The organism is Curtobacterium sp. A7_M15, from assembly GCF_030705415.1.
Taxonomy (GTDB): domain Bacteria; phylum Actinomycetota; class Actinomycetes; order Actinomycetales; family Microbacteriaceae; genus Curtobacterium.
Genome location: NZ_JAUZED010000059.1, coordinates 1 through 21,472, shown reverse-complemented (window position 1 = coordinate 21,472; position 21,472 = coordinate 1). Strand labels below are relative to the sequence as shown.

The window sequence follows — 21,472 nt, the reverse complement described above, 5'->3', positions numbered from 1 at the left end:
CGCACCAGGCGCGTGGGGAGCGCTGCGGCCTCCGGCGCGGTGCCGTCGAGCGTCGCGAGCAAGCGCAGTGCCGCGGCCCGGCCGAGGTCGGCGCCGGGGAGCGCCACGCTCGTCAGGGCCGGCGCCGTGACCGAGGACGACGGCAGGTCGTCGAACCCCGCGACGGCGAGCTCCCCGGGGACCGCGATGCCGAGCTGCCCGGCGACCCGGAGCACCCCGTAGGCGAGGGTGTCGGCAGCCGCGACGACAGCCGTGACGTCGTCGTCCTGCCAGGCCTCGAGGACGTGTTCGGTGGCCGAAGCCGCAGCGTCCACCGTGAGGTCGGCGCGGGCGGTGACCTCGGAGACCTCGATGCCGACCGCGGCGCACTCCCGCTCGAAGAGCCCCCGACGTACGCCGAACGTGGCAGCGCGCGACGTCCCGTCGAGGTACCCCACCCGCCGGTGCCCGCGTTCGTGCAGGTGGGCGACGAGCTCGTGGACGCCGGGGGAGAGGTCGTAGTTGACGGCCTCGGGGCCGCCGGGGGCGTCGAGCAGCACCACGGGCACGGTGGCGGTGATCGTCTGGTCGGCGGCGGGCGCGTCCACCAGGATGCCGGCCGGTCGGAGCCGTTCGAACCGCCGGACGTCTGCCGCCACGGGCTGTGCCCCGCGCTCGGTGACGGAGAGCACGAGCTGGAAGCGGTCGCCGACGGTGTCGCGGACGCCGCGGATCACCTCGGCGAAGAAGGGGTTCGACAGGTCGGGGGCGATCAGGACGACGAGGTCGCCGCTGCCCCGGGCGAGGGAGCTGGCCGCGTGGTCGACGACGTAGCCGAGTTCCTCGACGGCGTCGCGCACCCGCGTGGCGATCGGCACGGAGACACGGCCGCGGTCCTTGCCGTTCACGACGAGCGACACGGTGGCGATGCTCGTCCCCGCGCGCTCGGCCACCATCGCAGCGGTCACACGACGGCCGGGGGCGGCGGAGGATGGCACGGGTCGATGCTACCGAGCAAGGAAGCCGCGCTCCGAGCGAGACCGCGACGACTTGACGTCAAGCGCTTGACGTGTTTGCATGTCAAACGCTTGACGTGCCGCGGGGGCTGATCCTCGCCGCGGATCCCCACCGCGTCGAGCCTCGACCTCCCGATCCCCGAAGAAGTGGAGCGCCCCGCGTGCCCGAGAAGATCATCCTCGACTGCGACCCCGGCCACGACGACGCCGTCGCCATCCTGTTGGCCCACGGCAACCCGGACATCGAGCTCCTCGCCGTGACGACCGTCGTCGGCAACCAGACGCTCCCGAAGGTCACGCGCAACGCCCTCGCCGTCGCCCGCATCGCCGGGATCACCGGGGTGCCGTTCGCCGCCGGTGCCGATCGTCCGCTGCTCCGCGAGATCGAGGTCGCCGGCGACATCCACGGCGAGAGCGGACTCGACGGGCCGATGCTCCCGGCGCCGTCGTTCGAGCTGGACGAGCGGCACGCGGTCGACCTCATCATCGAGACGGTCATGGCGCACGACCCCGGCACGGTCACGCTGGTGCCGACCGGTGGCCTGACGAACATCGCCCTGGCTGCCCGCAAGGAGCCTCGCATCGTCGAGCGCGTCAAGCAGGTCGTGCTGATGGGTGGCGGCGTGCACGTCGGCAACTGGAGTCCGGTCGCCGAGTTCAACATCGTCATCGACCCCGAGGCCGCCGCGATCGTCTTCGACGCGGGTTGGGACGTCGTCATGGTCGGCCTGGACCTGACGCACCAGGCGCTCGCGACGCCCGAGGTCGCCGAGCGCATCGCCGCCGTCGGCACCGGCCCGGCCGCGTTCGTCGGGGAGCTGCTCGACTTCTTCGGCCAGACCTACAAGGACGCCCAGGGCTTCGACGCCCCGCCCGTCCACGACCCCTGCGCCGTCGCGTACGTGATCGACCCGACCGTCGTCCGCGCCGTCACGGTCCCGATCCGCGTCGAGACGCAGGGCACCCTGACCCTCGGCATGACCGTCGCCGACTTCCGTGCGCCCGCGCCGGAGGACTGCCGCACGAGCGCCGCGATGGAGCTCGACCACGGCCGGTTCTGGGACCTCGTCGTCGACGCCCTCGAGCGCATCGGCGAGACCCCCGACACCGGATGGACGCCGCGGACCGCAGCCACCACGACCACCACGGAGCACTGACCCCTCATGACCACCACATCGACGACGAAGTCGATCGGCGCCCTCACCGCTGCGCTCCTCGCCGCCTGCGTCGCGTTCCAGCTGAACGCGAGCATGCTGAGCCCCGCCCTCGTGACGATGGCCCGCGAACTGCACACGGACGACGCCACCATCGGCCTGTCGCAGACGCTGTTCTTCACGCTGGCCGCGCTGTTCTCGCTGTTCCTCCCGCGCCTGTCCGACATCGCCGGACGCAAGCGGGTCCTGCTCGGCATGCTCGTCGTGATGCTCGTCGGCAGCGTCGTCGCCGCGCTCGCGGTGAACGTCCCCATGCTGTTCGCCGGACGCATGATCCAGGGCGTCACCGGCCCGGTCGTCCCGATCGGCCTGCTCATCCTCCGCAACGAGATCACCGACCCGAAGCGGTACGGTGCCGCGCTCGGCCTGCTCACCGCTGTGAACGGCGGCATCGCGGGCGTCGATGCCCTCGCAGGTGGGTGGATCGCGACGCACTTCGGCTTCCGCGGGATCTTCTGGGTGATCGCGATCGTCACCGTCGTCGCGGCGCTCATGGTCGCCGCCTGGGGTGTCGAGTCGAAGCCGTCGGCGGGGACGCGGATGGACTGGTGGGGTGTCCTGCCGCTCGTCGTCAGCGTCGGCTCCCTGCTCACCGCGTTCAACGAGGCGGGCAAGCTCGCATCCGCGAACTGGGGGCTCGTGGTCGGCGGGATCATGCTCGCCCTCGTGGCCTTCGGGGTCTTCTGGGCGGTCGAGTCGCGGGTGCGCGAACCGCTCGTCGAGACGCGGTTCCTCAAGCACCGTGGGACCTGGGCGCTCCTCGTCACGACCCTGCTCACCATGACCGGCGTGTTCGCGGTCGTGAACGGCCTCGTCACGAGCCTCGCGCAGAACGCCGACGTCGGGTTCGGGATGGAGCCCGACCTCGCCTCGCTCGCGTTCCTCACCCCGTACGCACTCGTCGGCTGGATCGTCGGGCCGTTCGCCGGTCGGCTCGCGCCGACCCTCGGCTACCGCGCCGTCCTGCGCGTCGGGCTGGTCGGGAGCATCGTCGCGACCGTCGTCATGGCGATCGTCGGCGTGCACTCGCTGCCGGTGCTCATCGCCGCGACGGTGCTGATCGGCATCACCTACGCCGGCATCGCGAACATCATCCTGAACGGACTCGGCATCGTGCTCTCGCCGGAGTCGAACCCCGGCTTCCTGCCCGGGCTCAACGCCGGCGCGTTCAACCTCGGCGCCGGCATCAGCTTCGCCGTCCTGCCGGCCCTGCAGATCGCGCTCGGGACCGGCGGGTCCGCGGGCACCGCCGGGTACTCCGGTGGCATGCTGCTCGGTGCCGTGATCACCTGCGCGGCACTCGCCACGTCCTTCCTCATCCCGCGCCCGGCCTCGGCCGAGACAGGAGCCGCCGCATGACCGGCATCGTCGTCGTCGGGAGCCTCAACGCGGACCTGGTGGTCCGCACGGAGCGCTTCCCGAAGCCCGGTGAGACCCTGCAGGGGTCCGACCTCGCGATCCTGCCGGGGGGCAAGTCCGCCAACCAGGCGGTGGCAGCCGGGAGGCTCGGGGGCGCCGTGCGGATGATCGGCGCGGTCGGCGACGACGGGAACGGTCGACTGCTGCGCGACTCCGTCGCGGCGGCGGGTGTGGACACGACGCACGTCGCCGTCCGGGAGGGCGTGGCCACCGGCACCGCCGTCATCACGGTCGACGGCGCCGGGGAGAACACGATCGTGATCTCCGCCGGTGCGAACGGCACGCTCACCCCGGACGACGTGCCCGCCGACGCCTTCGACGGTGCCGGCGTGCTCGGGCTCTGCCTCGAGGTCTCGATCGACGTCGTCCTCGCCGCCGCCCGCGCAGCGAACGCCGCCGGGGTCACGGTGCTCACGAACCTGTCCCCGTTCGGCGACGTCCCGGCGGAGCTGCTCGAACTGACCGACGTCCTGCTGGTCAACGAGCACGAGGCCGCCGAGCTCGGGGAGCACGGCGTCCGGCGGTCGATCGTGACCCGGGGCGGATCGGGCTGCGTCGTGCACGACGGCGACGCCGAGCCGGTGTCGATCGACGCCGTGCGGGTCGACCCGGTGGACACCACGGGGTGCGGCGACGCGTTCATGGGTGCGGTGGCCCTCCGGCTCGCCGCCGGGGACCCGCTCGTCGGGGCCGCGCGGTTCGCCGTCGGTGTCGGGGCGTACGCCGCGACGAAGGCGGGCGCACAGGCGTCGTACCCGACCACCGCGGAACTCGAGGCGTTCCTGGCGGGGTGAGCTGCGCCTCCCGGGCCGTGCCGATGCGACGGGGCCGCTAGCGTTGTGGCATGCGCGTGGGAGTCCTCGACATCGGGTCCAACACCGGCCACCTGCTCGTGGTGGACGCCCACGGTGGGGCCGCGCCACTGCCGGCCTCGTCGTTCAAGCAGCCGCTGCGTCTCGCCGAGCACCTCGACGACGCCGGTGCGGTGACGGAGGCGGGCGTCGAAGCCCTGACCTCGTTCGTGGCGGACGCCGTCCGCGTCGCCGAGGACCGGGGGTGCGAGGACATGCTCGCGTTCGCGACCTCGGCGGTCCGCGACGCGGTGAACTCCGACGCGGTGCTCGCCCACGTCGAGCAGGCGACCGGCGTCGAGCTCGCCGTGCTGTCCGGCGGTGACGAGGCACGGTTGACGTTCCTCGCGGTCCGGCGGTGGTTCGGGTGGTCGGCCGGTCGCCTGGCCGTGTTCGACATCGGCGGTGGGTCGCTCGAGATCGCCGGCGGAGCGGACGAAGCGCCCGACGTCGCGTGGTCGATGCCGATCGGTGCCGCACGGCTCGCCCGGTCCTACTCCGCGGCGGGGACCCCCACTGAGGACGACGTCCGCCGGATCCGTCACGAGGTCCGGGTCGAGATCGCCCGCGACGCCGGTCTGCTGTTGCGTGCCGGGCGGCCGAACCGTGCCGTCGCGACCTCGAAGACCTTCCGGTCGATCGCACGGATCTGTGGCGCAGCCCCCTCGGGAGCGGGGCCGCTGGCGCCGCGCGCGCTCGACGGCGACGTGCTGCGGGCGAAGCTGCCGGCGCTCCTGACGATGTCGGTCGCCGAGCTCGCCGAGCTCCCGGGGGTGTCGCCGAGCCGCGCGCACCAGGTGGTGCCGGGAGCGCTCGTCGCCGAGGCGTGCCTGGACATCTTCGACCTGCCGGCGCTCGAGATCTGCCCGTGGGCGCTCCGCGAGGGCGTGATCCTCGAGCGGCTCGACCAGCTGTCGGTGCTCGGCTAGGCGTTCCTCGGGGGCGCGAGCAGCCACGGCCGGATGAGCTTCGTGACGAACGGGAGCACCCAGAACGTCATGATCGGTGTGAGCACCAGCGTCGTCGCGAGGACGCGGGGCAGGACGGCGATGTGCCCGAACGGCGGGACGAGCCAGGCCATCAGGTACGTGAACGCGAGGTTGACCGGGAAGAAACCGAGCCAGATGCTCACGGCCTGCTTCCACCGCGGCGGTGCGCTCGATGCCGGGGCGTCGGCCGGTGCGTCGAACCAGCCCTCGATCCCGGTGCGCTTCTCGACACGGGACTCCACCACGAGGTCACGCCCGAGGTCGAGCCACCGCAGTCGGTCGTCGGAGTTCTCCCACGTGGCGAGCGAGTCGTGGTCGGCGAAGCGGTAGAGCATGTGCCATTCACGGCTCGTCGCGTGCGAGCGGACCCACCCGGAGCCGAGGAAGCCCGGGTAGCGGTTGGCGAGGTTCACGCCGGACTGCACCCAGCGCGTGACGTCGGGGATCCGTTCGGGTTCGACGAGGCGGGTGATGGAGACGGTGACGGGCGGGCCATCGGTCGCGGGTGGCGACGACAAGGCCCCAGGCTCTTCTGGAGTCATGCGTCCAGTCTGACCGACGCGTGTTTCCTCCTCATGTCACAGCCGCGCGACCGCGGCTAGGTTCGTGGTGTGAGCGAGACCGAGCGTGGTCGGCACGAGACGTCGACGGAGCGGTGGGACCGGAACTGGAACGACATCCAGCAGGAACTGCGCATCGTCCAGACCGGCACCCAGATCCTCGCCGGGTTCCTGCTCACGCTGCCGTTCCAACAGCGGTTCGTGTCGCTGAGCGACCGCCAGGAGACGATCTACCTCGTCCTCGTCGTGCTGGCCGTGCTGGTCACCGTCGTCGCGCTCTCCGCGGTCGCGTCGCACCGGCTCGTCTTCCGGCAGCGGCAGAAGCACGACCTCGTCCGGGTCGGGAACATCGTCCTCATCGCAGCGCTCGCGGCCAGTGCGCTGCTCTTCTCGGGCACGGTGCTGTTCGTATTCGACGTGGTGGTCGGTGACGTCGGAGGGCTCGTCGGGGGGGATCGTGGTGTTCGTCGGGACCGCACTCCTCTGGGTGTCGATCCCGCTCGGACTCCGGCGGACCCGCAAGGACGGCTAGCTCGCCTGCTTCCCCGCGGCCGGCTTCTTGGCAGCCGGCTTCTTCGCTGGCGACTTCTTCGCAGGTGCCTTCTTCGCGGGAGCCTTCTTGGCCGTGGTCTTCTTCGGTGACTCGTCGGCCGTGGACCCCTGCTCCCCGGAACCGGACCCGCTCCGGGAACGCGACCGCGTGCCTCCAGAGCCGGACCGCTTCTTGTCCACCGACGCTCGCAGGGCTGCCATCAGGTCGATGACGTCACCACCCTCGTCGTCATCGTCCTCGGCGCGCTCGCCGAAGGTCTTCTCGGTGTCGATGTCGTCCCCGGACTCGAGCTTCGCGTCGATGAGCTGCTGCAGCTCCGCCTGGTAGGCGTCGGTGTACCGGTCCGGGTCGAAGTCCGTGGACATGCTGTCGACGAGCGACGAGGACATCTTCAGCTCGTTCGCGCTGACCTTCACCTTCGTGTCGAGGCTCTTGAAGTCCGCGGCGCGGACCTCGTCGCCCCAGAGCAGCCCCTGCAGCAGGATGACGTCCTCGTTCACGCGCAGGACGCCGAGCCGGGTCTTCTGCCGGAGCGTGAACTGCACGATCGCCAGCCGGTCGGTCTTCGCGAGGGTCTCGCGCAGGAGGACGTAGGCCTTGGGGGAGCGCGAGTCGGGCTCGAGGTAGTACGACTTCTCGAACATCATCGGGTCGACCTGGTCGACGGGGACGAACTCGAGGACCTCGATCTCGTGCGACTGCTCCTCGGGGAGCTGCTTGAAGTCGTCGGCCGTGAGCACGACGGTCTTGTCGCCGTCGTCGTAGGCGCGCTGGATGTCGGCGTACTCGACCTCGTGCCCGAACTCGCACACGCGCTTGTAACGGATGCGTCCCTTGTCCTCGTCGTGGACCTGGTGCAGTGACACGTCGTGCGTCTCGGTCGCTGCGTAGACCTTGATCGGCACGTTGACGAGCCCGAACGCGATGGAGCCCTTCCAGATCGACCTCATGCGCACATGATGCCCGCTGCCGGCTGCGCGTGCTCGCCATCGCGAGGAATATGAAATACAGTATATGTACCAGCGACCCGAAAGGTGCCCATGTCTGCCCTCCGTCCCAGCCCGATGCGCCGCCGAGTCCGTGGCCGCGTCCTGCTCATGCTGTGCGTCATGTACGCGATCGCCTACATCGACCGCACCAACATCTCGACGGCTCTGCCGTACATCAAGGACGACCTGGGTCTCACGGACACCATGGCCGGCTACGTCGTCGCGGCGTTCGCACTGCCGTACGCGTTCCTCCAGATCTTCGGCGGTGCGATCGGCGGTCGTATCGGACCGCGCAAGATGCTCGCGATCGTCGCGGTGCTGTGGGGCGTCGCGACGCTGCTGACCGGCTTCAGCGTCGGACTCATGTCGTTGATCGGCGCGCGACTGCTGCTCGGACTGACCGAGGCGGCAGCGTTCCCCACCGCGACGCAGGCGATGAGCAAGTGGATCCCGATCGACCGGAACGGCTTCGCCCAGGGCATCACGCACTCGGCGGCCCGCCTCGGCAACGCACTCGCGCCGCTCATCGTCGCCGGGCTCATCATCGTGGCGGGCTGGCGCAGCTCGTTCCTCGTCGTCGCCGCGCTCAGCGTGATCTGGGCCGGGCTCTGGTGGGTGATGTTCCGGGACCGCCCGGCCGACCACCCGAAGATGACGTCCCGGGAGCTCTCGGAGCTCGGCGAGCTGCACACCCCCGCGGGGGCGAAGGAGCGCGTGAAGACGCCGTGGAAGCAGCTCGTCCCGCAGATCCTCCCCGTCACCTTCGTCGACTTCGGGTACGGCTGGACGCTCTGGGTGTTCCTGACCTGGCTCCCGACGTTCCTCAGTGACACGTACGGCCTCGGCATCGGCGGCTTCGCGCTCTACACGTCGATCATCCTGCTCGCCGGGGTCGTCGGGGACACGGTGGGGGGCATGCTCAGCGACCGGATCGTCGCGCGGGGTGGGGACGTCCGGCACGCTCGACGCGTCATCCTCGTCATCGGCCTCGGCGGAGCGCTCCTGTGCCTCACCCCGCTGCTCTTCGCACAGAGCCTCCTCGTCGCGACCGTGGCGCTCACGCTGTCGTTCTTCTTCCTCGAGCTCTGCAACGCCAACCTCTGGGCCATCCCGATGGACGTCGCGCCCCAGTGGTCCGGTGCCGCGTCCGGGCTCATGAACACCGGGTTCGGCATCGCCGGCGTCCTGTCCCCGATCGCGTTCGGCGTGCTCATCGACGCGTCCGGTTGGGTCGCTCCGTTCGGCCTCTCGATCGGCCTGCTCGCCGCCGCCATCGTCGTCGCCTGGTTCATGCACCCGAAGCGCCTGCGCATGGTCGACGGCACGCTCGTCGTCGGCGGTGCGACGCCCGCGACGACCGAGACGGCGTCCCGGTGAGTCGAGCGATGACGCTCCGCGGCCTGATCGCCGAGCGTGCGCGCGCGACCCCGGCGCACCCCTACCTCGAGGACGCCCGGTCCGACCGGGTGCTCGACCACGAGACGCTCGCCCGTGCCGTGGGTGACTGGGAGCGGGTGTTCGACGACCTGGGCATCGCGCCGTCGGGCGCGGTCCTCGTGGACCTCGGCGACCCGCTGTCGTTCGCCGTGGTCCACCTCGCGGCGATCGCGACCGGACGCCGGTCCGTGCCGGTGGACCCGGCACAACCTGCGGCCGAGGTGGCGCGGCTCGGATCGCTCGTCGGCGGAGCGTCGCTCGTCGTGTCCGACCGTGACGGCCGTGTCGCACTCGACGGAGTCCCGTCGGCGCGGATCGGCGCGGAGTTCGGGCCGGCGCTCGTGGTGCGCGGTTCCGTGCCCTGCTGCGACCCGGACGGGCCGGGCGAGGGGTCGGCCGTGCTCTTCACCTCGGGCTCGACCGGCACGCCGAAGGGGGTCGAGATGCCCGAGTCGCAGCTCCTCTTCGTCGCACGGCAGGTCGCACGGCACAACGGCCTCACACCGTCCGACCGCGGGTTCAACTCGCTCCCGCTCTCGCACGTGAACGCCGAGGTCGTCGGGCTGCTGGCGACCCTCGTCGCCGGGGCCACCCTGGTGCTCGATCGTCGCTTCCACCGCACCGGGGTCTGGGAACTCCTCGCCGAACGTCGAGTGACCTGGCTGAACGCCGTGCCGGCGATCCTCGCGGTCCTCGTGAAGACCGGACCGCTCGTGTTCCCACCGAGCCTCCGCTTCGTGCGCAGTGCCTCTGCACCGCTCCCGGAACCCGTCCGTGCGGCACTCGGCGATGTCCCACTGGTGGTCAGCTGGGGCATGACCGAGGGGGCGTCACAGATCGCGGCCACCCCGCTCGGTGCGCCGGCCCGACCGGGGAGCGTCGGTGTCCCCGTCGGCTCCGAGGTGCAGGTCCGGGACGAACACGGCGCGGTGCTGCCCGCCGGTGCCGTCGGGTCCCTGTGGGTCCGCGGCGAGGGCATCGTCCGGTCCTACCTGTCCGGACGCGCGGCCGAGCGGTTCGACGCGGACGGCTGGCTCTGCACGGGCGACCTCGGCCACGTGTCGGACGACGGGTGGATCTGGCTCGTCGGACGTGCGGACGACGTCATCAACCGCGGCGGCGAGAAAGTTTACCCGGCCGAGGTCGAGGACGTCCTGCTCGGGGATCCCCGGGTGCTCGAGGCGGTCGTGGTCCCTCGTCCGCACGACGTCCTCGGGAGCGTCCCGGTCGCCTACGTCGTCATCCGTCCGGACTGCGACACGGACCCCTCCGTACTGCGCGCCGCGCTCCTCGAACGCGCCGAGGCCGAGCTCGCACGATTCCGTCGCCCGGCGGAGGTCTTCGTCGTCCTGGACCTCCCGCGGGCGTCGACCGGGAAGGTCCGGCGGGTCGAGGTCCGGGCCATGGCACAGCGCGCCTGATGAGCGGGTTCTCCACGGATCCCGCTTCGCTGAACCGCGCTGGCCGCGGCGCGAGCACCATGGTCCCATGAGCCAGCTCGACAAGCAGGACCCGCGCGACCAGTTCCCCCGTCCGCCGTTCCCGGCGCAGACGCAGCAGGGGTCCGGGCTGGCGAGCGCCATGGACCCGGCACCCGACCACGGCGAGACGAGCTACCTCGGCACGGGGCGGATGCCCGGCTACCGCGTGCTCGTCACCGGTGCCGACTCGGGCATCGGGCGAGCTGCGGCGATCGCGATGGCGAAGGAGGGCGCGGACGTCGCCCTGAACGCCCTGCCCGAGGAACGCGACGACCTCGAAGCCGTGCGGGACATCGTGGGCGACCTCGGGCGGAAGGCCGTACTGCTCCCCGGCGACCTCACCGACGAGGGGTTCTGCGGCACGCTCGTGCGCGATGCGGTCAGCGAGCTGGGCGGGCTCGACGCCCTGGTCCTCGTCGCCGGTCACCAGAAGGTCCACGACGACGTCACGGAGCAGTCGACCGAGGACTTCGACCGCACGATGAAGGTCAACCTGTACTCGATGTTCTGGTTGGTTCGCGCGGCCGTGCCGCACATGGCGCCCGGCAGCGCTGTCGTCACGACGAGCTCGGTGTCCGCGTACCAACCGCAGGACCGGATGATCGACTACGCGGCGACGAAGGCTGCCATCATCACCTACACGAACGGACTGGCGCGGCAGCTGGCGGCGAAGGGGATCCGGGCGAACACGGTGGTCCCGGGTCCGGTGTGGACGCCGCTGCAGCCGATCAGCTACCCGGGCGACGAGATCGCAGCCTACGGGCAGGACACGCCGTTCGGCCGACCCGCACAGCCCGTCGAACTCGGCAGCGCGTACGTGTACCTGGCCGGCCCCGAGTCCTCGTACACGTCCGGCACGACCCTCACGGTGGCAGGAGCGACCGGAGTGGCGCTGTGAGTCCGACGTCGCGCAAGACCGTGGTCCTGGTGGGGGACCGGCGCATCGCGCTGACGAACACCGACAAGGTGCTCTACCCGGAGACCGGCACCACCAAGGGCCGCGTGATCGAGTACTACGAGCGGGTCGCGCCGTGGATGATCCCGCACGTGAAGGACCGCCCGGTGACCCGGAAGCGCTGGGCGAACGGGGTCGACGGCACGGTGTTCTTCGAGAAGAACCTGCCGGACTCAGCACCGGACTGGATCCGGCACCACACCATCCACCACTCCGAGCACGACAACGAGTACCCGATCGTCGACGACCTGCCGACCCTCGTGTGGATGGCCCAGCAGGCCGCGCTCGAGCTGCACGTGCCGCAGTGGCGGTTCGGCCCCCGCGGCGGGCAGCAGAACCCCGACCGGCTCGTCCTGGACCTCGACCCCGGCGACGGCGTGGGGCTGCCCGAGTGCGTCGAAGTGGCCGTCGCCGCGCGCGAGATCCTGCACGGCATGGGCCTCGACCCGTACCCGGTGACGTCCGGCTCGAAAGGCATCCACCTCTACGCCGCACTGGACGGCCGCGCCTCCACCGCGCACGTCTCCGAGGTGGCCCACGAACTCGCGAAGGCGCTCGAGCAGGACATGCCGGAGCTCGTCCTGTCCTCGATGAGCCGTGCCGAGCGGCGCGGCAAGGTCTTCGTCGACTGGTCGCAGAACAACGGCAACAAGACGACCATCGCGCCCTACTCCCTGCGCGGCCGTGACCGGCCGACGGTCGCGGCGCCCCGCACCTGGAAGGAGCTCACCGAACCCGGGCTCGCGCAGCTCACCCTCGACGAGGTCCTCGAGCGCCTGGAGGAACGGGGCGACCACCTGCACCCGGTCGCCTCCGCCTCGTTGGCGGTCGGGCGCGACGACCACGGGCACTGGGACAGCGACCGGACCCAGCAGGCGAACGACGCGGAGCGGCCCGCGCGGGACCGCCTCGCCGCCTACCGGGCCAAGCGCGACGCGTCGAAGACCCCGGAGCCCGTGCCCGAGGACGCGCCGACGGTCCGGAAGGACGGGACACCGACCTTCGTCATCCAGGAGCACCACGCCACCCGCGACCACTACGACTTCCGGCTCGAGCACGAAGGGGTCCTGGTCAGCTGGGCGCTGCCGAAGGGTGAACCGACGGACCCGGGGAAGAACCACCTCGCGGTGCAGACCGAGGACCACCCGCTCGAGTACGGCACGTTCGAGGGGACGATCCCGAAGGACGAGTACGGCGGCGGGACGGTCACGATCTGGGACGACGGCACGTACGAGCTCGAGAAGTGGCGCGAGGGCGAAGAGGTCATCGTCACGCTGCACGGCCGGACCGGGGGCGCTCGCCGACTCGCACTGCTGCACACGCGTGGTCGCGGCCGTGGGCGGGACGGGGACGAGAAGAACTGGCTCATCCACCGCACGAAGGACCAGCCGGACCGCCTGGCGGACGGCGGAGACGGGGCGGGGACGAGCCGCGCCTCCCGATCCGCATCCACCGACGGCGACCGAGCCGCACGCATCGACCGGACGGCGGAGTCGCGCACCCCTCCTGCTGATCGCCGGACCATGCAGGCGTCCCTCGCGAAGGGTCAGCCGGCGCTCGACGCGTCGGACTGGGCGTTCGAGATGAAGTGGGACGGCATCCGGGCGCTCGCGACCGTGCGGGACGGGTCGGTGACGCTCCGCAGCCGCAACGACAACGACCTGACGGCGCAGTACCCCGAGCTGCAGGAACTCGGTGACCGCGCCGGGGTCGACGGCGTGTTCGACGGCGAGATCGTCGCGCTCGACGACCGGGGCCGGCCCTCGTTCCAGCTCCTGCAGAACCGGATGGGACTGACCAGGCCGCGCGAGGTCGAGGCGGCTCAGCGCGAGACGCCGGTCCGGTTGCTGCTCTTCGACGTCCTCGAGGCGGACGGGCACGAGCTGACCCGCCTCGCGTACGACGCGCGTCGCCAGGCGCTCGAGACGGTCGTCGAACCGGGCGGTGCGATCGACGTCCCGCCCGCGTACGAGGGCGATCTCGCCCGGGCCATGGCGGACTCGGCCGAGCAGGGACTCGAAGGGGTCGTCGCGAAGAAGCGGACGTCGAAGTACGCCGAGGGTCGGCGATCCGAGGCGTGGCTCAAGCTGAAGCACCACGCCACGCAGGAAGTCGTGGTCGGCGGGTGGAGGCCGGGGAGCGGTCGTCGAGCCGGCGGGATCGGGTCGTTGCTCCTCGGTGTCCCGGGGCCGGACGGACTCGAGTACATCGGGAAGGTCGGCACCGGCTTCCGCGACCGCGACCTGGACGAGATCGGAGCTGCGCTCGCCGCGCTCGAGCGGAAGACCTCGCCGTTCGTCGACGTCCCACGACCCGATGCCCGCGACGCACACTGGGTCACCCCGAAACGTGTGGGCGAGGTCGAGTTCGCCGAGTGGACGTCGGACGGTCGGCTGCGCCAGCCCTCGTGGCGGGGGTTGCGGGCGGACAAGGATCCTTCGGACGTCGTCCGGGAATCGTGAGCATGCGTCCGCATGGGGTCAGCCGGCGGCGAACTTCCGTCCCCCGTTCCGCGCCCGTCCGGGGGACGAAACGTGGGCGGACCCGCGCGATCCGGGACCTGGCTGTTACGTTCGCCGGGACGAAAGGGCGCGAGCATGAGCGCGAGCAAGTACCTGCCCCCGTTCACCACGGAGGAACGAGTCACGATCGCAGGGGACCGATCGGTGCGGGGTGGCGCCGTGGAGCCTGGCGTGGCGGTGGCGGAGCCCGAGGTCACCTACGCGGACTTCCTCGGTGACGAGGTCGACGAGGTCGACGAAGTCCACGGGGTCGCCGGGGCCGCCGAGTAGACCAGAGAAGACGGCCCGTGCGCCGGATCAGGGGACGCACGGGCCGCCGTCCAAGCGTCGTGACCGGTCGTTCAGGGATGACCGGCCACGACGCGCTTCGCACCAGGGACGCACGACGCTCCTGGTAGACCCGTACGTAAGACGTGGCGTCGAGCGGAAACGTCACGCGAGAACCGAAGAAATTCGACGAGGAGCCGATCCTGAGCGACGCTGACGCCCTGGCGTCCCTGTCGGACGCCTCCCTCGTCGCGCGGAGCGCCGACGGTGACACCGTCGCGTTCGGCGTGCTGATCCACCGCTACGGCCCGCACATGCGCGCCTACGCCGCCCGGATCCTCGGACACGGCGACGGCGAAGCCGAGGATGCCGTGCAGGAGGCAGCGCTCCAGGCCTGGCAGCGGATCGACCGCGTGGACGACCCCGACCGCGTGCGGAACTGGCTGTTCCGGATCGCGGCGAACAAGGCACTCGACCGCCTCCGTCGGCGGCATCCGCACCTCGATCTCGAAGTCGTCGTCGACTCGTCCGACGACCGCCCCGTCGACGAGGTGGTCAGCACGCGGCTGCAGGTGCAGGAGCTCGCGCGTATCGTGCAGGCACTCCCCGACGCACACCGGGCCGTCTGGGTGATGCGGGAGATCGGCGGGGCCTCGTACGCCGAGATCGCCGAGGCGACGGGGATGCCCCCGGCGACGGTGCGCGGGGTGTTGGCGCGGGCACGCCGTCGTGTCCTCGAGCAGATGGAGGGGTGGCGATGACCGACGACGAACGGTTCGGTGGGTTCACCCTCGAGGAGCTCTCCGACTACCTCGACGCGGACCGCACCCCGGCGCGGCCGGACATCGATGCCGACCCCGAGGCGGCCGAGGCGTTGGTGCGGCTGGAAGCGCTGCGGACGGCTTCGCACGACCTGCTCGACGCCGAGGCAGCAGAGGACGCCGCATCCGACGCCGGGTGGATCGCCAGCGTGCTCGCATCGGTGCGGACGACGGCGCACGCGGGGCGCGACGTCCCCGTGCCGGACGAGGACCCCGCGTCGACGCTCGTCGTGACCGAGGGTGCGCTCCGGGCGCTCGTGCGCTCGCTCGGCGACGAGGTACCCGGCGTGGTCGTCCGACGGACCCGGTTCACGGGCGACGTCACCACCGCCGGTGGACCCGTCGACGTGGAGGTGTCGATCGCCGCGAGTGCCGACGGACCGGTGCACCTCCGAGCCGAGGCGCTCCGGTCGATCGTCGAGGACGCATTCGCGGCGCACGCACCGTTCGAGGTCCGGTCACTGATGGTGCGGGTGGCGGACCTCATCGAGGGAGGTCGATCGTGACCGATGACGTGCGCAGTGTCTCTCGCGGGCTGACCGCGGTCGTGCTCGGGATCAGCGGGGTCCGTTCGGTGCTCCCGCCGGGGCCGAACCTCGCCACGCTCATGCGGGACGTCCGCTCCGTGCTCGACCTGCCGCGTGACGGTGGCGCGGTCCTCGTGCAGGACCGGCCCGAGGGCGCGCGGATCCGCGTGGTCCTGACGTCGGACCGGCGGGTCCCGACGCTCGCACTCGTCAGGAGCGTCCGCGACGCGGTGGTCGCAGAGGCCACGTCCGCGCTCGGTCGGCGGCCGTCGGACGTCACCGTGCGCGTCGTCGAGATCGACTGAGCCGGGCTGCGTCGCCCCGCTCGTGGTTCAGGCCGCGGGCGCGGGCCCGTCGGCCGGTTCGGCGTCGTCCGCGACGGGCAGGTCCTCGGCGATGAGTTCGTCCTCTTCCGGTTCGACCACCTCGGCAGCGGCCGCCTTCGCCTCGTCGATGGACTCCTGGGAGCGGCGGAGGAGATCGTCGTCGTGTGCGTGCTGGTCACTCATGCGTGTGACGCTACGCCGGGGCCCCTGAGTCGGCGTCGTGACGTCGGTCGCTCGACGGGCGAGCAGCCGGAGGCTCGAAGTCGACCGCCGATGTCGGGGCCGGGGTCGTCGGCATCGCGGGGATCGCCGGCGTCCCGAAGGCATCGGCAGCGTCGAGCACCGCACGGGTCGCCGCAGCGGCGGTCCGGAGAGCGTCCCCGATCGGCATCGCACGGTGCGCTGCCGTCCGGACCTCGACGCCCCACGGCTCGTCGAACCCGAGGTCGCGCACGGTGCGGACGAACCCGGGGAGGTCCCACGCCCCGGCGCCGGGCAGGTGGCGAGCCTCGCGGGACTCCTCGGAGAGGGTCATACCCGACGGCGTGTGGAGCAGGCCGTCACTCAGTTCGACAGCCGCGAGCGAACCCGGAGCGACACCCTCGCGGATGGAGGCCAGCGTGGAACCGCCCCGCAGCGCGTGCATCACGTCCACCAGGAGGCCGCCGTTCGGATGGCCGGCGGCGGTGACGAACCGCGATGCCCGTTCGACCGTCGGCAGGTTCGACCAGGGCTCCGGCTCGAGGACGAGCTGCGAGCCGACCTTCGCGGCCTGCCCGGCGAGTTCGTTCCAGTCGTCGACCATGGCCGACGGCGAGACACCGGGCAGCGTGACGTCCGCCCGCGCGACGACCTGCCACGCGCTGAGCGTCGCGGCTGCCTCGAGCACGACACCGCGGTCGGCATCGTGATCGGTGGTGTGGCTCGAGCAGGTCCACCAGTGTTCGAGCGGTCCGAGCTGCACCCAGACGATCCCGGCGCCGTCGAGCATGCGGCGCAGTTCGGGGAACCCGACCGTCGCCCGCACCTCGTGCAGGTCGCCGAGCGACAGCGAGAGTCCGGCGAAGCCGGCAGCACCGACGGCGCCGATGCGCTCGCCGATCGGTTCGTTCCCGGCCCATGTCCAGGACGTCGCGAGCAGGTCGTGTTCCTGCACGGCGGCACCTCCGTTCTCCGGACACACGACCCGCCCCGTGCCGATCCGTCGTCCCCACTGTGGCGACACCGCTCACCCCAGCGCTGTCGAGTCATTGGTACTCGGTGCTGCTGCGAGCGCTCCCAGGCCGCCGACACACGGGCGAAACCCGTCGCGTCAGACGATGACGGTGCGGACCGAGCCCACGCCGGCGATCGTCCCCTCGAGGAGGTCGCCGCGGTCGATGACACCGACGCCGTCCGGCGTACCGGTGAAGAGGAGATCGCCCGGCGCGAGGGACACGAACCGCGAGAGCTCCGCGATGGTCTCGGCGACGGACCAGATCTGGTCCGCGAGGTCGCCGGACTGCCGGAGCTCGCCGTCGACCCGCAGTTCGATCGCGCCCGAGGTCGGGTCGACGTCGGCTGACGGGACGATCGCGCCGATCGGGGCCGAGGCGTCGAACCCCTTGGCGGCGTCCCACGGGCGGCCGAGCCGCTTCGCCTCGGCCTGCAGGTCGCGCCGCGTGAGGTCGATGCCGACGGCGTAGCCCCAGACGTGGTCGAGGGCTGTGTCGACCGGGATGTCGACGCCACCGCGCCCGAGTGCCACGACGAGTTCGACCTCGTGTTCGAGGCGCTCGGTGACCGACGGGTACGGGGTGTCGGAACCGTCGGTCACCACCGCACCGGCCGGCTTCGAGAAGAAGAACGGTGGCTCGCGATCCGGGTCGTGGCCCATCTCGCGCGCGTGCGCCGCGTAGTTGCGGCCCACGCAGAACACCCGCCGGACGGGGAAGCGTCCGCCGGTCGTGGTGGGGACGGTCGGGACGGTCGGGGCCGGGATGACGAGCTCGCTCACTCGTCAAACATGCCACCGACGGGCGGGCGCCCGGTCAGCCCTCGCTGATCGAGGCTTCCCACCGCAGCTTCCGTGCTCGCGCCCGCTCCTGCCGTTCGCGCCACTCGATCCGCATCTCCTCGAGTCGCTCCAGGTCCCCGGCGGCGCGGACGAGCGGTCCGTAGTGCGGGTTCGCGAGCAGCTTGGGCGTGCGTCGCTCCATGCGGTCCAGACGCGCCTTGAAGGACCAGTCATCTTCGTCGGAGATCATCGTCCTGTCGTTCCTTTCCTGTCCGGCGTCGCCGCGCAGTCATCGTTTCGTGATCATCGAGGGCTCGTCGGACCCACTCGTCGTCATCCGTGACCCAGGTCTGGGTCATCAGAGCGTCGGTCATCAGTGCGGCAGCGTCGCGCCGTCGCTCGTCGGCCGAGAGAGCCCGCTCGACCACCCACGACCAACGCTGCCACCAGTGGTCCCGGTGCCCCAAGAATTCTGTGTTCCTGCGCGCCCGGCGCCCCTCGACCACCGTCACCACGACGCTCGCGACCGCCACCAGGGCGCTGAGCAACGACACGCTCGCGCTCGTCCAGCCTGCATCCATGCGGTCCACCCTGACGCGAGAGGACCGGCCACGCGTCGAACGTGGCCGGTCCTGTGGAGCGTGATCCGCGCCTCCCGAGTGTGGAGGAGAACGCGGACGCACGTCAGTTGCCGGGGGCAGCCCCCTCGGTCTCCCCCTCGCCCGGGTCGCCACCCGTGCCCCCGGTCGCCGGCTCGTCCTGCGGCCAGCCCGAGAAGCGCCACGAACCGACGCTCGGGTGGTCCTCGCCCTTCGTGTACGCGAACCTCCGGGCGGCGTCCCGAGCCTCCGAGAGCTTCTCGAGCAGTGCCGCGTGCGCCGATGCGTCCACCCGGGTCAGGGCGTCGTGCGCGAGCGCGAACCGGTCCATCTCGTTGCGCATGAGCATGTCGAACGGGGTCGTCGTCGTGCCCTGCTCGAGGAACCCGTGCACGTGCAGGTCGTCGTGCCCGTTGCGGCGGTAGGTCAGCTGGTGCACGAGCGACGGGTACCCGTGGAACGCGAAGACGGTCGGGGTGCCGGGGAGGAAGAGCTCGTCGTAGCGCTCGTCGGGGATCGGGTGCTCGTGCTTCCGGGGGTCGCCGATGGACAGCAGGTCCACGACGTTGACGAGCCGCACGCCGACGGCGGGTGCGTGCTGACGGATGATGTCCGCCGCGGCGACCGCCTCGACTGTGGGGACGTCCCCTGCGCAGGCGAGCACGACGTCGACGTGCCCGACGGTCTGCTCGGTGCCGGCCCAGTCCCAGGTGCCGAGCCCCGCGGCGACGTGCTCGACCGCGTCGGGCAGGGACAGGAAGACCGGCTCCGGGTGCTTGCCGGCGACGATCACCTCGATTCGGTCGGTCGTCTCCAGCGCGTGTGCCGCGACCGCCAGCAGGCTGTTCGCGTCGGCCGGCAACTTGATGCGCACGAGGTCCTGCTGCTTCGACGCGACGACGTCGAGGAAGCCCGGGTCCTGGTGCGAGAAGCCGTTGTGGTCCTGGCGCCAGACGTGGGACGACAGCAGGATCGACAGGTTCGACACGGGGACGCGCCAGTCGATGTCGGTCGAGGACTCGAGCCACTTCGCGTACTGACCGACCATCGAGTCGATGATGTGCGCGAACGCCTCGTACGTGTTGAGGATCCCGTGGCGGCCGCTCAGCACGTAGCCCTCGAGCATCCCCTCGAGCAGGTGCTCGGACAGCACCTCCGTCACCCGGCCGTGCGCACCGAGGTGTTCGTCCCCGACGCCGCGCTGGGCACGCCAGACCCGCGAGGTCACGTCGAAGACGGCGTCGAGCTTGTTCGACACCGTCTCGTCCGGGCCGAACAACCGGAAGGACGACGGGTTCCGCTGGATGAGCGCGGCGAGCCACGGGCCGAGCGTGCCGGTGGCGCTCGCGTCCTCGCCGACCGGGACCCCGAACTCCTCGAGCCCGGGGCGGTCCAGTGCGGTGCGGAGTCGGCCGCCGTTCGCGTGCGGGGTCGCGCTCATCCGGAGGTCGCCCGCGGGCCGGATGGTGGTGAGGATGCCGGTCGGACGTCCCTCGTCGTCGAAGAGCTCCTCGGGGCGGTAGGAACGCATCCACTGCTCGAGCTGACGGCGGTGGTCGTCGTTCTCGCGGACCGCGGGCAGCGGGACCTGGTGTGCACGGAACGTGCCCTCGACCTGCTCGCCGTCGACCTCCTTCGGGCCGGTCCACCCCTTCGGCGTGCGGAGGATGATCATCGGCCACCGCGGACGGAGGTCGGCGGCACCGGCCTGCTGTCCGGCGGCCGCGCGCTGTGCCTGGGCGCGGGCGGCCGCCTGGATGTCGTCGATCGTCGCGAGGGCGCGGCGGAGGGCACCGTCGAACAGGGCGTGGACGGCGAACGGGTCGTCGTCGACGCGGGCGGAGTCGACCACGATCGGCTCGTACCCGAGCCCGCGGAAGTACGCGTGCAGGTCGTCGCGGGGGATGCGCGCCAGCACTGTCGGGTTCGCGATCTTCCACCCGTTCAGGTTGAGGATCGGCAGCACCGCACCGTCCGAGACCGGGTCGAGGAACGTGTGCGCCTGCCACGACCCGGCGAGCGGTCCCGTCTCGGCTTCACCGTCGCCCACGACGCACGCGACGACGAGGTCCGGGTTGTCGAGTGCCGCTCCGTAGGCGTGGGCGAGGGAGTAGCCGAGCTCGCCGCCCTCGTTGATCGACCCCGGGGTCTCCGGCGCCGCGTGTGAGGGGATCCCGCCCGGGAACGAGAACTGCCGGAAGAACTTCCGCAGCCCGTCGGGGTCCGGGGTGATGTCCGGGTAGAGCTCGCCCCAGGTGCCGTCGAGCAATGCGTTCGCGTTCATCGCGGGGCCGCCGTGGCCCGGCCCGCAGATGTAGAGGAGCTGGCGGTCCGTCTCGGCGATCAGCGCGTTGCAGTGCGCGTAGACGAGGTTGAGCGCCGGCGACGTGCCCCAGTGCCCGAGCAGTCGGGGCTTGACGTCGTCCGGGGTGATCGAGCGGTCGAGCAGCGGGTTGTCGAGCAGGTAGATCTGGCCGACGGTGAGGTAGTTCGCGGCGCGCCACCAGGCGTCGATCGCGCGGATCCGGTCGGTGCTCGAGGGGGATGCGGGGGCCATGACCCCACGGTACGGAGGCGGTCGGCAGGGAATCCCAGAAATCCGTCCAAACCGAACCGGACGGGGTGCCGAATGCATGTCACAGGGGCGGGAACGCCCAGGGTGCTCTCCGGTCACGAACGGCCGGGCCACAGCGAACACACAGCACGGCACGTGCACAGGAGCACGTCGCCACCGGCCGGAGCCCCCGAGACAGCAAAGGAACGATCACCATGCGCAAGAGCCTGAAGACCTCCATCACCCTCGCCACGACCGGCGCGCTCGTCCTCGGCGGTGCCGCGTTCGGTGTCTCGGCCGCGCAGGCCGACGGCACCGTGCACACCGTGTCGTCGTCCTCGTCGAAGATCCCCGGCCCGGTCGCGTCGGTGCCCGAGGTCCTCGGTGGGAACACGGCCGTGAAGCTCGACTCCGGCT

Annotated in this window: 23 protein-coding genes; 14 read left to right on the top strand and 9 right to left on the bottom strand. The window is 71.4% G+C overall.

Annotated elements, in window-relative coordinates; translation table 11 throughout:
• Positions 1-977 (bottom strand): LacI family DNA-binding transcriptional regulator (locus Q7F20_RS11690; protein ID WP_305740259.1); only part of this gene is annotated, 977 nt, incomplete at its 3' end.
• A 179-nt stretch (positions 978-1,156) separates the two neighbouring features.
• Here Q7F20_RS11690 and Q7F20_RS11685 point away from each other — a divergent pair.
• Genes Q7F20_RS11685 through Q7F20_RS11670 form a run of 4 tightly spaced genes read left to right on the top strand, consistent with a single transcriptional unit; the run spans position 1,157 to position 5,408 of the window.
• A complete protein-coding gene (locus tag Q7F20_RS11685) occupies positions 1,157-2,152 on the top strand; it encodes a nucleoside hydrolase (RefSeq protein WP_305740258.1) in 996 nt (331 codons plus the stop codon).
• Between the two features lie 6 nt (positions 2,153-2,158).
• On the top strand, positions 2,159-3,568 hold the full coding sequence (locus tag Q7F20_RS11680; protein ID WP_305740257.1) for an MFS transporter: 1,410 nt from the start codon (positions 2,159-2,161) through the stop codon (positions 3,566-3,568).
• Complete coding sequence (locus Q7F20_RS11675) at positions 3,565-4,422, top strand: ribokinase (RefSeq protein ID WP_305740256.1); 858 nt, start codon at positions 3,565-3,567, stop codon at positions 4,420-4,422. The genes Q7F20_RS11680 and Q7F20_RS11675 overlap by 4 nt, the downstream gene beginning before the upstream one ends.
• Positions 4,423-4,472: 50 nt before the next feature.
• Complete coding sequence (locus Q7F20_RS11670; RefSeq protein WP_305740255.1) at positions 4,473-5,408, top strand: Ppx/GppA phosphatase family protein; 936 nt, start codon at positions 4,473-4,475, stop codon at positions 5,406-5,408.
• Here the strand turns inward: Q7F20_RS11670 and Q7F20_RS11665 are convergent.
• Complete coding sequence (locus Q7F20_RS11665) at positions 5,405-6,010, bottom strand: antibiotic biosynthesis monooxygenase (RefSeq protein WP_370871671.1); 606 nt, start codon at positions 6,008-6,010, stop codon at positions 5,405-5,407. The two genes, Q7F20_RS11670 and Q7F20_RS11665, sit on opposite strands and share 4 nt — an antisense overlap.
• 69 nt (positions 6,011-6,079) lie before the next feature.
• On the opposite strand from Q7F20_RS11665, the gene Q7F20_RS11660 reads away from it, so the two are divergent.
• Complete coding sequence (locus Q7F20_RS11660; protein WP_305740253.1) at positions 6,080-6,670, top strand: DUF6328 family protein; 591 nt, start codon at positions 6,080-6,082, stop codon at positions 6,668-6,670.
• Here Q7F20_RS11660 and Q7F20_RS11655 read toward each other — a convergent pair.
• On the bottom strand, positions 6,557-7,531 hold the full coding sequence (locus Q7F20_RS11655; RefSeq protein WP_305740252.1) for a Ku protein: 975 nt from the start codon (positions 7,529-7,531) through the stop codon (positions 6,557-6,559). The two genes, Q7F20_RS11660 and Q7F20_RS11655, sit on opposite strands and share 114 nt — an antisense overlap.
• A gap of 90 nt (positions 7,532-7,621) precedes the next feature.
• On the opposite strand from Q7F20_RS11655, the gene Q7F20_RS11650 reads away from it, so the two are divergent.
• The 8 genes from Q7F20_RS11650 to Q7F20_RS11615 all read left to right on the top strand — a co-directional run bounded on the left by Q7F20_RS11650 (position 7,622) and on the right by Q7F20_RS11615 (position 15,885).
• Positions 7,622-8,947 (top strand): MFS transporter, encoded by a 1,326-nt coding sequence (locus Q7F20_RS11650; protein ID WP_305740251.1) that lies wholly within the window; start codon positions 7,622-7,624, stop codon positions 8,945-8,947.
• Positions 8,944-10,428, top strand: coding sequence for a class I adenylate-forming enzyme family protein (locus tag Q7F20_RS11645; RefSeq protein WP_305740250.1), 1,485 nt, complete (start codon positions 8,944-8,946; stop codon positions 10,426-10,428). The genes Q7F20_RS11650 and Q7F20_RS11645 overlap by 4 nt, the downstream gene beginning before the upstream one ends.
• A 67-nt stretch (positions 10,429-10,495) precedes the next feature.
• The gene (locus Q7F20_RS11640; RefSeq protein WP_305740249.1) at positions 10,496-11,386 is read left to right on the top strand and encodes an SDR family oxidoreductase; all 891 of its coding nucleotides are present in this window, start codon (positions 10,496-10,498) and stop codon (positions 11,384-11,386) included.
• Positions 11,383-13,905 carry an ATP-dependent DNA ligase gene (locus Q7F20_RS11635; RefSeq protein WP_305740248.1) on the top strand — a complete coding sequence of 841 codons (2,523 nt, stop codon included), beginning with the start codon at positions 11,383-11,385 and terminating at the stop codon, positions 13,903-13,905. Before Q7F20_RS11640 ends, Q7F20_RS11635 begins: the two co-directional genes overlap by 4 nt.
• Positions 13,906-14,040: 135 nt before the next feature.
• Positions 14,041-14,235, top strand: a complete 195-nt coding sequence (locus Q7F20_RS11630; protein WP_305740247.1) for a hypothetical protein — start codon at positions 14,041-14,043, stop codon at positions 14,233-14,235.
• Between the two features lie 143 nt (positions 14,236-14,378).
• Positions 14,379-14,993 carry an RNA polymerase sigma factor gene (locus tag Q7F20_RS11625; RefSeq protein ID WP_305740246.1) on the top strand — a complete coding sequence of 205 codons (615 nt, stop codon included), beginning with the start codon at positions 14,379-14,381 and terminating at the stop codon, positions 14,991-14,993.
• On the top strand, positions 14,990-15,559 hold the full coding sequence (locus Q7F20_RS11620) for a hypothetical protein (RefSeq protein WP_305740245.1): 570 nt from the start codon (positions 14,990-14,992) through the stop codon (positions 15,557-15,559). Before Q7F20_RS11625 ends, Q7F20_RS11620 begins: the two co-directional genes overlap by 4 nt.
• Positions 15,556-15,885 (top strand): hypothetical protein, encoded by a 330-nt coding sequence (locus Q7F20_RS11615; RefSeq protein ID WP_305740244.1) that lies wholly within the window; start codon positions 15,556-15,558, stop codon positions 15,883-15,885. Before Q7F20_RS11620 ends, Q7F20_RS11615 begins: the two co-directional genes overlap by 4 nt.
• A gap of 27 nt (positions 15,886-15,912) precedes the next feature.
• Here Q7F20_RS11615 and Q7F20_RS11610 read toward each other — a convergent pair whose 3' ends face one another.
• The 6 genes from Q7F20_RS11610 to Q7F20_RS11585 all read right to left on the bottom strand — a co-directional run bounded on the left by Q7F20_RS11610 (position 15,913) and on the right by Q7F20_RS11585 (position 21,058).
• The gene (locus Q7F20_RS11610; RefSeq protein ID WP_305740243.1) at positions 15,913-16,089 is read right to left on the bottom strand and encodes a hypothetical protein; all 177 of its coding nucleotides are present in this window, start codon (positions 16,087-16,089) and stop codon (positions 15,913-15,915) included.
• A gap of 10 nt (positions 16,090-16,099) precedes the next feature.
• Entirely contained in the window at positions 16,100-17,062 is a 963-nt protein-coding gene (locus Q7F20_RS11605) for a sugar phosphate isomerase/epimerase (RefSeq protein WP_305740242.1), read from the bottom strand.
• 156 nt (positions 17,063-17,218) lie between these two features.
• A complete protein-coding gene (locus Q7F20_RS11600) occupies positions 17,219-17,902 on the bottom strand; it encodes a fumarylacetoacetate hydrolase family protein (protein ID WP_305740241.1) in 684 nt (227 codons plus the stop codon).
• Between the two features lie 34 nt (positions 17,903-17,936).
• Positions 17,937-18,152, bottom strand: a complete 216-nt coding sequence (locus tag Q7F20_RS11595; RefSeq protein WP_305740240.1) for a hypothetical protein — start codon at positions 18,150-18,152, stop codon at positions 17,937-17,939.
• Positions 18,133-18,456 (bottom strand): hypothetical protein, encoded by a 324-nt coding sequence (locus tag Q7F20_RS11590; RefSeq protein ID WP_305740239.1) that lies wholly within the window; start codon positions 18,454-18,456, stop codon positions 18,133-18,135. The genes Q7F20_RS11595 and Q7F20_RS11590 overlap by 20 nt, the downstream gene beginning before the upstream one ends.
• Positions 18,457-18,586: 130 nt before the next feature.
• On the bottom strand, positions 18,587-21,058 hold the full coding sequence (locus Q7F20_RS11585) for a phosphoketolase (RefSeq protein ID WP_305740238.1): 2,472 nt from the start codon (positions 21,056-21,058) through the stop codon (positions 18,587-18,589).
• 212 nt (positions 21,059-21,270) lie between these two features.
• On the opposite strand from Q7F20_RS11585, the gene Q7F20_RS11580 reads away from it, so the two are divergent.
• On the top strand, positions 21,271-21,472 hold a 202-nt coding region (locus tag Q7F20_RS11580; RefSeq protein ID WP_370871670.1), incomplete at its 3' end, for a hypothetical protein.